The sequence below is a fragment of the Serratia sp. TSA_130.1 genome, from assembly GCF_052691795.1.
This window is the reverse complement of sequence record NZ_JBQZFS010000002.1, coordinates 535,993-548,827: the sequence shown is the minus strand read 5'-3', so window position 1 is coordinate 548,827 and position 12,835 is coordinate 535,993. Positions and strand designations below refer to the sequence as shown.

At 62.4% G+C, this 12,835-nt stretch carries 17 protein-coding genes; 6 read left to right on the top strand and 11 right to left on the bottom strand.

From position 1 onward, the window contains the following. Nucleotides 1-102: 102 nt before the first annotated feature. Together ACUTQY_RS09275 and ACUTQY_RS09270 are read right to left on the bottom strand one after the other, a co-directional pair. Nucleotides 103-810 (bottom strand): glutathione S-transferase N-terminal domain-containing protein, encoded by a 708-nt coding sequence (locus ACUTQY_RS09275; RefSeq protein WP_033642416.1) that lies wholly within the window; start codon nucleotides 808-810, stop codon nucleotides 103-105. A gap of 74 nt (nucleotides 811-884) precedes the next feature. Next, nucleotides 885-1,568 (bottom strand): ArsR/SmtB family transcription factor, encoded by a 684-nt coding sequence (locus ACUTQY_RS09270; protein WP_046686694.1) that lies wholly within the window; start codon nucleotides 1,566-1,568, stop codon nucleotides 885-887. Nucleotides 1,569-1,743: 175 nt separating this feature from the next. On the opposite strand from ACUTQY_RS09270, the gene ACUTQY_RS09265 reads away from it, so the two are divergent. Further along, nucleotides 1,744-2,091: an antibiotic biosynthesis monooxygenase family protein gene (locus ACUTQY_RS09265; protein WP_046686695.1), complete on the top strand. Its 348-nt coding sequence runs from the start codon at nucleotides 1,744-1,746 to the stop codon at nucleotides 2,089-2,091. A 33-nt stretch (nucleotides 2,092-2,124) separates the two neighbouring features. Here ACUTQY_RS09265 and ACUTQY_RS09260 read toward each other — a convergent pair whose 3' ends face one another. Next, on the bottom strand, nucleotides 2,125-2,856 hold the full coding sequence (locus ACUTQY_RS09260; protein WP_084710284.1) for an isochorismatase family protein: 732 nt from the start codon (nucleotides 2,854-2,856) through the stop codon (nucleotides 2,125-2,127). A 132-nt stretch (nucleotides 2,857-2,988) separates the two neighbouring features. Here ACUTQY_RS09260 and ACUTQY_RS09255 point away from each other — a divergent pair, with 132 nt between their 5' ends. Next, nucleotides 2,989-3,885: a LysR family transcriptional regulator gene (locus tag ACUTQY_RS09255; RefSeq protein ID WP_046686696.1), complete on the top strand. Its 897-nt coding sequence runs from the start codon at nucleotides 2,989-2,991 to the stop codon at nucleotides 3,883-3,885. A gap of 170 nt (nucleotides 3,886-4,055) precedes the next feature. Continuing rightward, nucleotides 4,056-4,553, top strand: coding sequence for an AAA family ATPase (locus tag ACUTQY_RS09250; RefSeq protein ID WP_046686697.1), 498 nt, complete (start codon nucleotides 4,056-4,058; stop codon nucleotides 4,551-4,553). 32 nt (nucleotides 4,554-4,585) lie between these two features. Here ACUTQY_RS09250 and ACUTQY_RS09245 read toward each other — a convergent pair whose 3' ends face one another. The 4 genes from ACUTQY_RS09245 to ACUTQY_RS09230 all read right to left on the bottom strand — a co-directional run bounded on the left by ACUTQY_RS09245 (nucleotide 4,586) and on the right by ACUTQY_RS09230 (nucleotide 6,790). Continuing rightward, nucleotides 4,586-5,092, bottom strand: coding sequence for a GNAT family N-acetyltransferase (locus ACUTQY_RS09245; RefSeq protein WP_046686698.1), 507 nt, complete (start codon nucleotides 5,090-5,092; stop codon nucleotides 4,586-4,588). Between the two features lie 62 nt (nucleotides 5,093-5,154). Further along, a complete protein-coding gene (locus ACUTQY_RS09240; RefSeq protein ID WP_004939031.1) occupies nucleotides 5,155-5,412 on the bottom strand; it encodes a YjhX family toxin in 258 nt (85 codons plus the stop codon). Nucleotides 5,413-5,645: 233 nt separating this feature from the next. Beyond that, complete coding sequence (cynS, locus tag ACUTQY_RS09235) at nucleotides 5,646-6,116, bottom strand: cyanase (protein WP_042784021.1); 471 nt, start codon at nucleotides 6,114-6,116, stop codon at nucleotides 5,646-5,648. A 20-nt stretch (nucleotides 6,117-6,136) separates the two neighbouring features. After that, the gene (locus tag ACUTQY_RS09230; protein ID WP_042784023.1) at nucleotides 6,137-6,790 is read right to left on the bottom strand and encodes a carbonic anhydrase; all 654 of its coding nucleotides are present in this window, start codon (nucleotides 6,788-6,790) and stop codon (nucleotides 6,137-6,139) included. 111 nt (nucleotides 6,791-6,901) lie between these two features. On the opposite strand from ACUTQY_RS09230, the gene cynR reads away from it, so the two are divergent. Then, nucleotides 6,902-7,852, top strand: a complete 951-nt coding sequence (gene cynR / locus ACUTQY_RS09225) for a transcriptional regulator CynR (RefSeq protein ID WP_046686699.1) — start codon at nucleotides 6,902-6,904, stop codon at nucleotides 7,850-7,852. Here the strand turns inward: cynR and ACUTQY_RS09220 are convergent. Then, a complete protein-coding gene (locus ACUTQY_RS09220; RefSeq protein ID WP_019454439.1) occupies nucleotides 7,776-8,207 on the bottom strand; it encodes a hypothetical protein in 432 nt (143 codons plus the stop codon). The genes cynR and ACUTQY_RS09220 overlap by 77 nt on opposite strands. A 58-nt stretch (nucleotides 8,208-8,265) precedes the next feature. After that, nucleotides 8,266-8,733: a winged helix-turn-helix transcriptional regulator gene (locus ACUTQY_RS09215; RefSeq protein WP_033642428.1), complete on the bottom strand. Its 468-nt coding sequence runs from the start codon at nucleotides 8,731-8,733 to the stop codon at nucleotides 8,266-8,268. Between the two features lie 63 nt (nucleotides 8,734-8,796). Here ACUTQY_RS09215 and ACUTQY_RS09210 point away from each other — a divergent pair, with 63 nt between their 5' ends. Together ACUTQY_RS09210 and ACUTQY_RS09205 are read left to right on the top strand one after the other, a co-directional pair. Next, a complete protein-coding gene (locus ACUTQY_RS09210; protein ID WP_033650586.1) occupies nucleotides 8,797-9,024 on the top strand; it encodes a tautomerase family protein in 228 nt (75 codons plus the stop codon). A gap of 139 nt (nucleotides 9,025-9,163) precedes the next feature. After that, entirely contained in the window at nucleotides 9,164-10,756 is a 1,593-nt protein-coding gene (locus ACUTQY_RS09205) for an ABC-F family ATPase (RefSeq protein ID WP_033642430.1), read from the top strand. A gap of 51 nt (nucleotides 10,757-10,807) precedes the next feature. Here the strand turns inward: ACUTQY_RS09205 and moeB are convergent, their stop codons facing one another. Together moeB and moeA are read right to left on the bottom strand one after the other, a co-directional pair. Next, nucleotides 10,808-11,563: a molybdopterin-synthase adenylyltransferase MoeB gene (moeB, locus tag ACUTQY_RS09200; protein ID WP_033642431.1), complete on the bottom strand. Its 756-nt coding sequence runs from the start codon at nucleotides 11,561-11,563 to the stop codon at nucleotides 10,808-10,810. Nucleotides 11,564-11,565: 2 nt separating this feature from the next. After that, complete coding sequence (gene moeA, locus ACUTQY_RS09195; protein WP_033642432.1) at nucleotides 11,566-12,804, bottom strand: molybdopterin molybdotransferase MoeA; 1,239 nt, start codon at nucleotides 12,802-12,804, stop codon at nucleotides 11,566-11,568. Between the last annotated feature and the right edge of the window lie 31 nt (nucleotides 12,805-12,835).

Genomic DNA, 12,835 nt, shown 5'->3' with positions numbered 1-12,835 from the left:
TGTAAATAACATCAAATTGTTACGAAAGGAGAGTAGAGCAGAGGGATGACAATTTTATGACAGCGGAAGGCGGGACGGCCCGGCGGCCATCCCGTTTGACGCTCAGGCCGCGCGCGCCGGGATAGCGAGCCCACGCTGCACCGCCGGGCGCGCCAGACCGCGCTCCAGCCACTGCGCGACGCGAGGGAAACTGTCGAACTCCACCAGTTCGCGCGCCTCATAGAAGCCGATCAGGTTGCGCACCCAACCCAGCAGCGAGATATCGGCGATGGTGTACTCCGCGCCCATGATCCAGTCGCGGCCTTCAAGTCGCGTTTCCAGCACGCCGAGCAGGCGTTTCGATTCGTTTTTGTAGCGCTCCAGCGGCCGCTTGTCTTCATATTCGCGCCCGGCGAATTTATGGAAGAAACCGAGCTGGCCGAACATCGGGCCGACGGCGGCCATCTGGAAGAACACCCATTGAATGGTTTCGTAACGCTGCGCCGGGTCCTGCGGCAGGAAACGGCCGCTCTTTTCCGCCAGGTAGAGCAGAATGGCGCCGGATTCGAACAGCGGCAGCGGCCGGCCGCCGGGGCCATCGGGATCGATGATCGCCGGGATCTTGCCGTTCGGGTTCAGCGCCAGGAATTCCGGCGTCCAGGTTTCGTTGTTGCCGATGTCGATCAGGTGCGCTTCATAAGGCAGGCCGATCTCCTCCAGCATGATGGAGACTTTGACGCCGTTCGGCGTCGGCAGAGAGTAGAGCTGCAGCCGTTCTGGATGCTGAGCCGGCCAGCGTTTGACGATCGGGAATTGGGTGGAATCGAGCATGGAAACTCCTCGGGTTGGCGGGGTCGCTTAAGCGTACCCCTAGAGTATTGCAGTAAAACTACCCTGTCGCCGGGTTACACCGTGAGGTCAAAATGTGCGGCCAGCGCTTTTTTACCGGCGGGGGTCAGCTGCAGCTCGCGGCTGTCGAGCCGGCGAAGGATCCAGCCGCGTTGGATAAAGGCGGCTAACAGCGCGGCGCCCAGCGCGCCGCCGAGGTGAGATCGGCGTTCGCTCCAATCCAGGCAGCCGCAGGCGAAGCGGCGGCGGGTGGGCGCGGGGGAGCAATCGACGCCCAGCCGCGCCAGCGCGGCCTGACCGATGTCGCTTAACCGGTAGTCTGCCTCGCCGGTCAGCCAGTTCAGCGCATGCAGCCGATCGTGCAGCTTCACCGCCACCTCGCCCGCCATATGGTCGTAGCAGGTGCGAGCATATTGCAGCGAGGTGGGCGTGCGGCTTTTCAGCGACGGGCGCGGCACGCCCGCCAGCGCCATCAGGCCTTCCAGCGCTGCGGCCACCGGTTGCCCGGCCAGTCGGAAATAGCGATAGCGCCCCTGTTTGACACAGGCAATCAACTGCTGCTCCAGCAGCTTCGCCAGATGTGCGCTGGCGGTGGACGGGGCGACCTCGACCGCCGCGCTGAGCTCGGTGGCGGTGTAGGCGCGCCCGTCCATCAACAGGCACAGCATGCGCGCCCGGGTGCGGTCGGCGATGGCGGCGCTCAGCGCCGCTAAACGATCTTCTATCTCGATGTTATACATACTTCGAGGTTAGACGAAGTATGGCTGTGCGTCCATTGCTAGCCTGTGGTCATCGCACTTTGGTGCTGTGCGGCCGTATTCGCTGGATATTGATGAGCGGGCGTTGAAACCGGTGCAGTGGCGCCATTCTTACCCTGCGCGCGTACCGTAATTTTACCGTTGAGAGGAGAAGATAATGATCGCCGTGATTTTTGAACTGCAGGCCGCCGATGGGCAGCGCGATACCTACCTGGAGTTGGCGGCGGCGCTGAAGCCGCTGCTGGCGCAGATCGACGGATTCATTTCCATCGAGCGCTTTCAAAGCCTGGCCGATCCTGCGCGCTTGTTGTCGCTCTCTTTTTGGCGCGACGAAGCGGCGGTGCAGCAGTGGCGCAATCTCGAACAGCACCGGGCGGCGCAGGCGCGCGGCCGTGGCGAGGTGTTGGCGCAGTATCGGCTGCGGGTGGCGGAAGTGGTGCGGGACTACGGGCTGGAGAGCCGCGACCAGGCGCCACAGGATAGCCGTTGTTATCACCGTACCTGAGAAAAAGCCCGCCGCCGGCGGGCTTTCACCCGCTTATTTCGCCTCGCTGCCCACCTTCATCGCCCCGGCGTAACGGGCGCCCATCCCCCAGGCGGCGCCGTGGTCGCGGGCGATCTGCAATACGCCTCCCGCCGTGGCTTTGCGGCTCCAGTCCTGCTGCCATTCCAGCATCAACGCCACCCAGTTGATGGGCGTGGCGCCCGCCTGTATCAGGCGCTGCATGGCGTTGTTTTGGCTGTCTGGCGTAATGTCGCCGGTGACGTCCGACAGGATATAAACCTCATACCCCTCGCCCAGAGCGGACAGTGCCGGCAGCATCACGCAGCTGGCGGTCCACAATCCGCCGATGATGATTTTCTTGCGGCCGGATTGTTTAATCAGATCCACTACGCGCCGATCCTGCCAGACGTTGATGGCGGTGCGATCGTACACCTGCAGATCCGGACGTGCCTGCGTCACCTGCTGGAATACCGGCCCGGCGAAGCTTTTGGCGTTGGCCGAGGCCAGAATGGTCGGCACGTTGAACACCTTGGCGGCCTTGGCGATGCCGGCGGCGTTATTCACCAGATTGGTTTGATCGATAGAGGAAATGGTCATGCCGAACATGTCCTGCAGATCGACCAGCAGCAACAGGCTGTTGTCGGCGGTCAGCGGTTGCACATAACCCGTCTGGCGGCTGTCGGCGGCGGGGGATTGCGCCAACGCGGCGACGGGGGCGGCGGCGGCGCTCAGGCCGAGCATCAGGGCGAACAGGGTCTTTTTCATTATTAACTCCATGATTATCAGTAGATTAAATTCACTTCCCACTCAGGGAAGCGGTTGAATAAAGTCTACTGAGGTTGTTGAGGTTAATAATCTGTGTTTTATTGAATTTATAATTAACCAATAGGACATAATGTGGACGTGCTACTGACGATGCGCGCCTTTCGCCGCGTGGTTGAGCGCAACAGTTTTTATAAGGCGGCGGAGGATCTGGCGATCACGCCGGCGGCGTTGAGCAAGCAGATTAAGCAGTTGGAGAACCGGTTGGGGACATTGTTGCTGGTGCGCACCACCCGCAGCATGAGCCTGACCGAAGCCGGGCAGCTCTATTACCAGGAAGCCTGTCGGTTGCTTGGCGAGTTTGACGCGCTGGAGCAGACGGTTGCAGCCAGTGCGCAGCAGGTCTCCGGCACGCTGCGGGTCAATGCGCCGCTCTCGTTCGGCCTGACGGTGCTGTCGCCGCTGCTGCCGCCGTTTATGCAACGCTACCCGCAGCTGCAGGTGGAACTGACGCTGGACGACAGGGTATTGGACGTGGTGGCGGCCGGTTTCGACATTTCCTTGCGCATTCGCCGACGGCTGCCGGATTCTTCCCTCAGTGCCCGGGCACTGGGTGAAGTGCACCAGCGAATTTGCGCCGCACCCGGCTATTTGGCGCAGCACGGCGTGCCGCAAACGCCGAATGACTTGCCGCGTCACAGTTGTCTGGCCTATTCCCTGGCGGAAAGGCCGGGGCAGTGGCAGTTCACCGCCGGCGAGGAGAGCCTGAGCGTGACGTTCACTCCCCGATTGATCGCCAACAACAGCCTGATGCTGCGGGACATGCTGGTGGCGGGACTGGGCATCGGTTCGCTGCCGTCGTTCGTGGCGGATCCCGAAATCGCCGCCGGTAGGCTGGTGCGGCTGTTCCCTGAACAGATTGCCGAAGCGCATCAGGTCTTCGCGGTTTACCCGACGCGCCGGCATGTGCAGCAGAAAGTGAGTTTATTCACCGAGTTTGTGCGAGAACAGGGAGTGATGACGGCGAATTGACAACGGCGCACGGTTGTCATATTCCTTAGTTATGAAAAGATCCTATCGCCCATTCGCGCAAATTATTATCACCATGCTTCGTGTGGTGGGATAGCGCGTGTGTCGCCAATAAAAAACCCACCGGCAAGGCGGGTTTTTTTATCCCCTTCCGGCAACGACCGGAGAACGGCATGAAAACCTACCCTGCAGTTTTACACCTGATGTGCGGCAAGGCCGGCGCAGGCAAATCGACGTTGGCGCAGCGTTTGGCGCAGCAACCGCAAACGCTGTTGCTGGTCGAAGATGCGTGGCTGGCGACGCTGTATGAACAGGAGATGGCCAGCCTGCAAGACTATGCGCGCTGTTCCGAACGGTTACGGCGGGCGCTGGGCGGGCACCTCGTTCAGCTGCTGCGCGGCGGCTGGTCCGTGGCGCTCGATTTCCCGATGAATACGCCGGACAGGCGGCGCTGGGCCAAAGCGTTGGCGGAGGAGGCCGGCGTCGCGCACTGCCTGCATTTTCTCGACGTCAGCCATGCGCAGTGCCTGAGCCGGATAACGCTGAGAAACGCGCGCGGCGAGCACCCGTTTACACTGAGCGAAGCGGAGTTTGAGCGCCTGGCACAGTACTTTGTTCCCCCGGCGGAAGAGGAAGGGATGACCGTCTTGCGTTATGGCGAACGGGACTGAAAACCGGCGCCATGACGGCGCCGGCAACAGGGTTAGGATTCGGCGTTAAACGCGTTGTGGAAGGCGACCTCCGCACACGGCAGCGTGCCCTGGAAGGCAATGGCGCGGAAGTAGTCTTGCGGCACGCCCGGCAGGGTCAGCGCGGTCTGCGCCTGGAAGCCGAAACGGCCGTAATAGTTCGGATCGCCCAGCACCACGCAGCCTGCGGCGCCGCGTTCCTGCAGCTCGGCCAGCAACTGGCGGATCAGCCGGCTGCCGATCCCCTGGCTCTGACAGGCCGGCAGCACCGACACCGGCGCCAGCCCGTACCACCCGGCGGCGCCGTTGCTGAGTGCGACCGGCGAGACGGACGCGTGCCCGATCGGTGTGCCATTTTGCTCGGCGAGCAGCGACAGGGTGAGGGCTCCCGCCGCGCGCAGCGCATTAACGATAAACTGCTCGGTGTGGCTGCTGTGTTCGGCATGCAGGAACGCGGCGGCGGTCAGGGTGGCGATGGCGCCGACGTCGGCCGGCGTTTCGTGGCGTAAAGTAATGTCCATGGTTGTATCCTGATTAAATAAGGCTGAACCGACCGGGCTGCCTGCCCGGCCGGTATCGATGATTAGCGGTTATCCAGCTGCGCACGCACGGCCTTGAGCCCGGCGAAGGTGACGCGATAAGGGCGCCCCTGGCGAGAGAGGATCAGGCGTTTGGTTTTGAGCTTGGTGAAGACGGCCAGCGAGCAGTCGGCCAGGCCGAGCCCTTCGCGGGTGTAGCATTCGACGTGGGTGACGCGACCGGCGTCGTTGCGGGTGAAGGCGATATAGCCGCCTTTGGCCAACACGTGCAGCACGCGTTGTTCCGCTTTGGAAATGTTCATGTTGGGAGATCCTGTAATAACCCCAGATACGCGCATCCCCGCGCAAACGCGCGTCGGATACGTCAGAGTCCCTCGCCATACGGCAAGGAAGCGACTATCGGGTGGTTACAATCTCCAACATACAGGCCTCGGGCAGTGAAAAACGCCAGGGTGGCGTTTCAGCGCAGATAATGTAGCCAATGGCCGGTTGGCTGTCAATTTGCCGGCGACGCAGGCCGCCGGCGAAAGGCCAATTAGAAAGGCTTGGTCGGCAGGTATTTGCCGTCCAGGGTGATCACCGCGCGTTCGCCGCCTTCCGGATCGGCGACCTTTTTGATATCCAGCTTGAAGTTGATGGCGCTGATGATGCCGTCGCCGAACTGCTCGTGCACCAGCGCTTTCAGCGTGGAACCGTAAACCTGCAGCATTTCATAGAAGCGATAAATGGTCGGATCGGTCGGCACGCCGCCGGGAATGCTGCCGCGCAGCGGGATGGTTTGCAGCAGCAGCACCGCCTCTTCGTCCAGCCCCAGCTTGGTCGCTACCGTGCGCGCCGCCGGTTCCGGCAGCGCATGCTGCCCGAGCAGCGCGGCGGTGACGAACGCCAGGCTGAGACCGGTGCCCTCGGCCAGCGCTTCGAACGTCAGGTTATGGCGAATTTTGGCGGCCATGATGGTGTCGGTGAGCGCTTCGCGCGGGGCGGCGTTATGCAGAGAGTGTGTCATGTTAGCTCCTTATTGTCGGCTTAAAAACGGGCGATCGCCGGGGTGGCGGTCACCTCGGGGTGGGTGGCGAGTGGTACGAAGCGGCGGGTTTCGCCGTCCAGCGCCTCGATAGCGCCGCTGGCGATGTCATAGACCCAGCCGTGCAGCGCCAGGCGGCCCTGATCCAGTGCCAGCGCGACGGAAGGGTGCGTTTTGATGTTGTTGAGTTGGGCGATGACGTTCTCGCGCACCATCGACGCGACCCGGGCTTCGTCAGAGGCGTGCGGATAAGCCTGATTGACCGCCTTGGCGGAATCGGCGTAACGCAGCCAGCCGGCGACCGTCGGCAGGTGATCCAGACACTGGCAGGTGGCGATGGCGGTCATCGCGCCGCAGTCGGAATGGCCACAGATCACGATATCTTCCACGCCCAGCACAGCGACGGCGTACTCGACCGAGGCGGTAACCCCGCCGGGTTCGGGGCCGAAAGACGGCACGATGTTACCGGCGTTGCGGATAACGAACAGATCGCCCGGCTCGCGCTGGGTGACCAGCTCCGGCACCAGGCGGCTGTCGGAACACGAAATAAACAGCGTGCGCGGATTTTGGCGGGTCGCCAGCCGCTGAAACAGCGCCGTGCGTTCAACAAAGGCTTCGCGCTGAAACTTCAGGAAGCCTTCAATCACCTCTTTCATTGTCTTTCTCCCTAGGGGGTAAGCGATGACGGCATGATGAACGCTTCTGGCTATAGGGTCTAAGACCCATTTATAATGCTGGCTATAGGTTTTACTAATAGCTGGGGCGCTATGCTGCTGCGACATATCCGATATTTTCTGGCCGTTGCCGAACAGGGCAATTTCACCCGCGCCGCCGAAGCGCTGCACGTCTCGCAACCGACGCTCTCCCAACAGATCAAACAGTTGGAGGATGCGCTGGGAGCGCCGCTGTTCGATCGCAGCGGCAGAAGGGTGCAGCTGACCGACGCCGGTGAGGCCTGGATGCGCTATGCTCGCCTGGCGCTGCAGGATCTGGACGCCGGCGCGCGGGCGATCCATGACGTGGCGACGCTGGCGCGCGGCCATTTGCGGCTGGCGATGACCCCGACGTTCACCGCCTATCTGGTGGGGCCGACGATCGATGCGTTCTATCGCCGCTACCCGGGGATTACGCTGAGCATTGAGGAGATGGCGCAAGAACGGATCGAGGCGTTGCTGGCGCAGGATCGGCTGGATCTGGGGATTGCCTTTGAGATGGCGCAGTCGGTGGAGGTGGAAGCCTCGGTGTTGTTCAGCGAGACGCTGGAGCTGATGGTCGGCGCTGAACATCCCCTGGCGGCGCGGCGCCAGCCGCTGACGCTGGCGGAGTGGCGACATCTGCCGCTGGCCTTGTTGAGTGGCGACTTCGCCACGCGGCAGTTTATCGATCGCTACTGCACGCAGTTGGGGTTTCGGCCGCAGGTGGCGGTGGAGGCCAATGCGCTGGGCGCCATCGTCGAGATCGTGCGGCGCGGGCAGCTCGCCACGCTGTTGCCGGCCGCGATTGCGCGCGAGAACCGGCAGTTGAAAAAGGTGGCGCTGGCCAACGCCATGCCGGCCCGTCAGGCGGTATTGCTGCAGCGCCAAGGCGCTTACCGCAGCGCCGCCGCGCAGGCGTTTATCGCCGTCTTGCAGGAACAGGGCGTTACGCCAACGCACTCCAGCGCTGCGTCATCCCCAGCAGATGCACCAGCCCGAAGCCGAGGCAAATCAGCGAGCTGACGACGATGAAGCGTTGGCTGCGGCCGGTATCGCGCAGGGCGAAAGGGCCGGCGACGCCGCGTAGCAGGTAGATAAAGGTGATAATAAACAGCGCGGGCCGTAGCAGCGGCAGCGGCGCGATCAGGCCCGCGCCGGACAGCGCGTAAAGCGCCCAAATAAACAGCACCAGCGCGATGCCGGCGGTGACGACGGCCGGGAACTTTTTACCCGCTTCCGCCGCCTTAATGAAGCGATCGCCGGCGCCGCACAGTCGATAGCCGCGCGGCCCGGCGGCGATCACCCAAATATGCAGCAGGGCGGCGATGGCGCTCAGCGCGGCGCCGATCAGCAGCGCGGTGTTATAGAGGTGTGGCATGGTTCAGCATCCTTGTCCTAAATCAGTCTGGTATCAAGCGTAGACCAGAATGGGTAAGTCAGGCCGGGGGGAGCTCAACGGCCGACATTTGCAGCGCGTCTTCAGGCACTACGTGCGCCTGCGCATCGATAAATGCCAGCTGCACCGGCAGCCCGCTGCGTTTATCCACCAGTTGAACGTGGGGGCTGTCATGCAGAATATGCCGGTGGCCCCATGCCATCAGCGCAACCAGGATAGGCCCCAGGCTGCGCCCCTTGTCCGTCAAGACATATTCATGTCGTTCGCGCTCGCCCGGCTCCCGGTAAGCGCGTTTGGCCAACAGTTCTTGTTCTACCATGGCATTCAGACGGTTGCTCAACGCCTGGCGTGAAGCACCGATATTCTCGCGCAGCTCTTCAAAACGGCGGACGCCGTAGAATGACTCGCGCAGGATCAGTAACGTCCAGCGATCGCCAAGCAGATCCGCGGCCTGCGCCAGCCCGCACAGGGCAAGAGAAACGGTAGGGAGATCGGGAGATTTTGACATGGGCATTTTCCTTCGCTAATCTAAGTCTTGTTTTTAGACTTATCTATATTCAAGGAGAGTATAATGCCATTTGTTAATGTGCAAACGGTGAAAGGCATGCTGGATGAACGGCAAAAAAGCGAGTTGCTGTCCCGCATTACCGAACTGCTGGTAGAGATAGAAGGGCGAGGCGATCCGGCGTTCAGGCAGTCGGTTTGGGTCCGAATCGATGAACATGCGCCCGAACAATGGAGCCTGGGCGGCGTGCAGCCGACGGCGGCGATGATTGCCGCGAAGTTCCCGCCGCGTTAATTCAGCTATGCCGCCTGCGAAAAGGATCGGATGCCGTAGGCGCCGCTCAAAATGTCACCGAAACTTCCCGCGATCTCTGCACCCCGTTGTGGCATAATGCGCGCCAAATCACATTCCCTATGTATAAAGAGCGAGCGCTGTGTTAAGCACTAACAACATCACCATGCAGTTCGGCAGTAAGCCGTTGTTTGAAAACATCTCTGTCAAATTCGGCGGCGGCAACCGTTACGGCCTGATCGGCGCCAACGGCTGCGGCAAGTCCACCTTTATGAAAATCCTCGGCGGCGATCTGGCGCCGAGCGGCGGCAACGTGTTCCTCGATCCGAACGAGCGCCTGGGTAAACTGCGTCAGGATCAGTTCGCCTTTGAGCAGTACAGCGTGCTGGATACCGTGATCATGGGCCACACCGAACTGTGGGCGGTGAAGGAAGAGCGCGACCGCATCTACGCATTGGCGGAGATGAGCGAAGAAGACGGCTATAAAGTGGCCGATCTGGAAGTGGCCTACGGCGAAATGGACGGCTACAGCGCCGAAGCGCGCGCCGGCGAACTGCTGCTTGGCGTCGGTATTCCGGTTGAGCAGCACTATGGCCCGATGAGCGAAATCGCGCCGGGCTGGAAGCTGCGCGTGTTGCTGGCGCAGGCGCTGTTCTCCGATCCGGAAATCCTGCTGCTCGACGAACCGACCAACAACCTGGACATCGACACCATTCGCTGGCTGGAAAACGTGCTCAACGAGCGCAACAGCACCATGATCATCATCTCGCACGACCGTCACTTCCTGAACATGGTCTGCACCCACATGGCGGATCTGGACTACGGCGAACTGCGCGTTTACCCGGGCAACTACGACGAATACATGACCGCCGCCACCCAGGCGCGCGAGCGTCTGCTGGCGGACAACGCCAAGAAGAAGGCGCAGATCAATGAGCTGCAATCGTTCGTCAGCCGCTTCAGCGCCAACGCCTCCAAATCCAAGCAGGCCACCTCGCGCGCTCGCCAGATCGACAAGATCCAGCTGGAAGAGGTGAAAGCCTCCAGCCGCCAGAACCCGTTCATCCGCTTCGAGCAGGACAAGAAGCTGTTCCGTAATGCGCTGGAAGTGGAAGCGCTCACCAAGGGCTTCGATGAAGGCCCGTTGTTCAGCAAGCTGAACCTGATGGTGGAAGTGGGCGAGAAGGTCGCGGTGCTGGGCGCCAACGGCATCGGTAAAACCACCCTGCTGAAAACGCTGGTGGGCGACGCACAGCCGGACAGCGGCACCGTGAAATGGTCGGAAAACGCCCGTATCGGTTACTACGCGCAGGATCACGAATACGAGTTCGACGACACCCTGACCGTGTTCGACTGGATGAGCCAGTGGAAGCAGGAAAAAGACGACGAGCAGGCGGTGCGCAGCGTGCTGGGCCGTCTGCTGTTCAGCCAGGACGACATCAAGAAGAAAGTGAAGGTGCTGTCCGGTGGTGAGAAGGGTCGCATGCTGTTCGGCAAGCTGATGATGCAGCGCCCAAATATTCTGGTGATGGACGAACCGACCAACCACCTGGATATGGAATCCATCGAATCGCTGAACATGGCGCTGGAGATGTACGAAGGCACGCTGATCTTCGTCTCCCACGACCGTGAGTTCGTCAGCTCGCTGGCGACGCGTATTCTGGAAATCACCCCGAACAAGGTGATCGACTTTACCGGCAACTACGAAGACTATCTGCGCAGCCAGGGCATCGTATAACCCTCGCGGCAACGCATCAGGGCGGGAATTACCCCGCCCTTTTTTTATCCGTCATTCTCCGCCGCACACCTCGCAGTGCGGATCCTTCGGCAGTTTCATCTCGCGGAACTGCATGCTCATCGCATCGAACATCAACAGCTTGCCGCGCAGCGGTTGACCATACTCGGCCAGCAGCTTGATGGCTTCCATCGCCTGCAGGGTGCCGATAGTGCCGACCAGCGGCGCCATCACGCCCGCTTCGACGCAGGTGAGGGCGCTGTCGCCGAACAACCGGCTCAGGCAGCGGTAGCAGGGCTCGCCCGGCTGATAGGTGAACACGCTGAGCTGGCCCTCCATGCGGATCGCCGCGCCGGAAACCAGCGGCCTCTGCTGCGCGTGGCACAGGCGGTTCAGCGCGTCGCGCGCCGCCACATTATCGGTGCAGTCCAGCACCAGATCGCAGGCGGCGATCTCTGCTGTAACCGCATCGTCTTCCAGACGACCGTCGATGGCGTCGATGCGGATATGCGGATTGATGGCGCTCAGTTCCTGCCTGGCGGAGGCGACTTTGCTCTGGCCGATGCGATCGTCGCGGTGCAGGATCTGGCGCTGCAGATTGGAGAGCGAGACGGTGTCGAAATCCACCAGCACCAGATGGCCGACCCCGGCTGCCGCCAGATAAGGCGCGGCGGCGCAGCCCAGCCCGCCCAGCCCGGCGATCAGCACGCGGGCGGCCTTCAGCTTCTCCTGGCCGTCGAAGTCAAAGCCGCGCAGCACGATCTGGCGGTTGTAGCGCAGCGCTTCGGCATCGGTCAATTCCGGCAACATGTTCAGCTCCTCAGCAGGGCGTTGAAAGGCTCAATCTCCACCGTTTCACCCGCCGCCACCGAACCGCGTTCGCGCTCCAGCACGATGAAACAGTTGCCCTGGCTGTAGGAGCTGAAGACGTGCGAGCCCTGGTGGCCGGTGGTGCTCACCTCCAGTTCGCCCGCGGCGTTGCTGCTGAACACGCCGCGCTGAAAATCGAGGCGGCCCGGCGATTTCTTCAGCGGCGTCAGCGCCCGCGCGCGCAAGCGCGGCGGCAGGCGCCAGTCGCTGTGGCCGGCCAGCTTCGCCAGCAGCGGTTGCACCAGTTGGTAGAAGGTCAGGGCGGCGGAAACCGGGTTGCCCGGCAGGCCGCAGAACCAGGCGTGGCCCAGTTTGCCGAAGGCGAACGGTTTGCCGGGTTTGATCGCCAGCTTCCAGAAGCTGACCTGGCCCAGCTCGTCGAGCATCTGTTTGGTGTAGTCGGCTTCGCCGACCGAGACGCCGCCGCTGCTGATCACTACGTCGGCCTGGCTGTCCGCTTGTTCGAAGGCGGCGCGCAGCGCATCGCGATCGTCGCGGATAATGCCGAGATCGAGCACGTCGCAGCCCAGCTGCTCCAGCATCAGGCGCACCGCGAAGCGGTTGGTGTCATAGATCTGGCCCGCCTGCAGCGGCTGGCCGACCGGCTGCAGTTCGTCGCCGGTGGAGAACACCGCCACCTTCAGCTTACGCATCACCTGCACTTCGGCGACCCCGAGCGAGGCCAGCAGCGGCAGCTGCGCGGCGCCCAGCTTCACGCCGGCCGGCAACACGCTGGCGCCTTGGCGAATGTCTTCACCCGCCAAACGGATATTCTGGCCGGCTTCTACCGGGGCGGTAAAACGCACGCCCTGGTCGCTCACTTCGGCCTGCTCTTGCATGATCACCGCGTCCGCCCCGGCCGGGATCGGCGCGCCGGTCATGATGCGCACGCAGCTGTTGGCCGGCCATTCACCGTCGAACGGCGCGCCGGCGAAGGCTTTCCCGGCGACCGGCAGCGGCGCATTGGCCGCCAGATCGGCGAGGCGCACCGCATAGCCGTCCATCGCCGAGTTGGTGAACGGCGGCACGTCGAGGGGCGAGACCACCGGCGCGGCGGTGATGCGGCCGGCGGCGGCGGTCAGCGCGACGGATTCGGTCTGTTGCAGCGGGGCGATCTGCCCGAGCATTTTTTCCAGCGCTTGCTCCAGGGAGATGAGATCGGAAGTATGGCAATGATCCATAAGGGGAACTCCGTAATCAGGGTGCGCATTG

Coding starts and splice junctions, on each gene's coding strand:
- ACUTQY_RS09215 (WP_033642428.1), bottom strand. CDS start 8,733: ATGTCAAAATCTCCCGATCTCCCTACCGTTTCTCTTGCCCTGTGCGGG.
- ACUTQY_RS09240 (WP_004939031.1), bottom strand. CDS start 5,412: ATGAACATTTCCAAAGCGGAACAACGCGTGCTGCACGTGTTGGCCAAA.
- cynR (WP_046686699.1), top strand. CDS start 6,902: ATGCTGCTGCGACATATCCGATATTTTCTGGCCGTTGCCGAACAGGGC.
- ACUTQY_RS09260 (WP_084710284.1), bottom strand. CDS start 2,856: ATGAAAAAGACCCTGTTCGCCCTGATGCTCGGCCTGAGCGCCGCCGCC.
- ACUTQY_RS09250 (WP_046686697.1), top strand. CDS start 4,056: ATGAAAACCTACCCTGCAGTTTTACACCTGATGTGCGGCAAGGCCGGC.
- moeB (WP_033642431.1), bottom strand. CDS start 11,563: ATGTTGCCGGAATTGACCGATGCCGAAGCGCTGCGCTACAACCGCCAG.
- moeA (WP_033642432.1), bottom strand. CDS start 12,804: ATGGATCATTGCCATACTTCCGATCTCATCTCCCTGGAGCAAGCGCTG.
- ACUTQY_RS09265 (WP_046686695.1), top strand. CDS start 1,744: ATGATCGCCGTGATTTTTGAACTGCAGGCCGCCGATGGGCAGCGCGAT.
- ACUTQY_RS09275 (WP_033642416.1), bottom strand. CDS start 810: ATGCTCGATTCCACCCAATTCCCGATCGTCAAACGCTGGCCGGCTCAG.
- ACUTQY_RS09245 (WP_046686698.1), bottom strand. CDS start 5,092: ATGGACATTACTTTACGCCACGAAACGCCGGCCGACGTCGGCGCCATC.
- ACUTQY_RS09220 (WP_019454439.1), bottom strand. CDS start 8,207: ATGCCACACCTCTATAACACCGCGCTGCTGATCGGCGCCGCGCTGAGC.
- ACUTQY_RS09210 (WP_033650586.1), top strand. CDS start 8,797: ATGCCATTTGTTAATGTGCAAACGGTGAAAGGCATGCTGGATGAACGG.
- ACUTQY_RS09270 (WP_046686694.1), bottom strand. CDS start 1,568: ATGTATAACATCGAGATAGAAGATCGTTTAGCGGCGCTGAGCGCCGCC.
- cynS (WP_042784021.1), bottom strand. CDS start 6,116: ATGACACACTCTCTGCATAACGCCGCCCCGCGCGAAGCGCTCACCGAC.
- ACUTQY_RS09230 (WP_042784023.1), bottom strand. CDS start 6,790: ATGAAAGAGGTGATTGAAGGCTTCCTGAAGTTTCAGCGCGAAGCCTTT.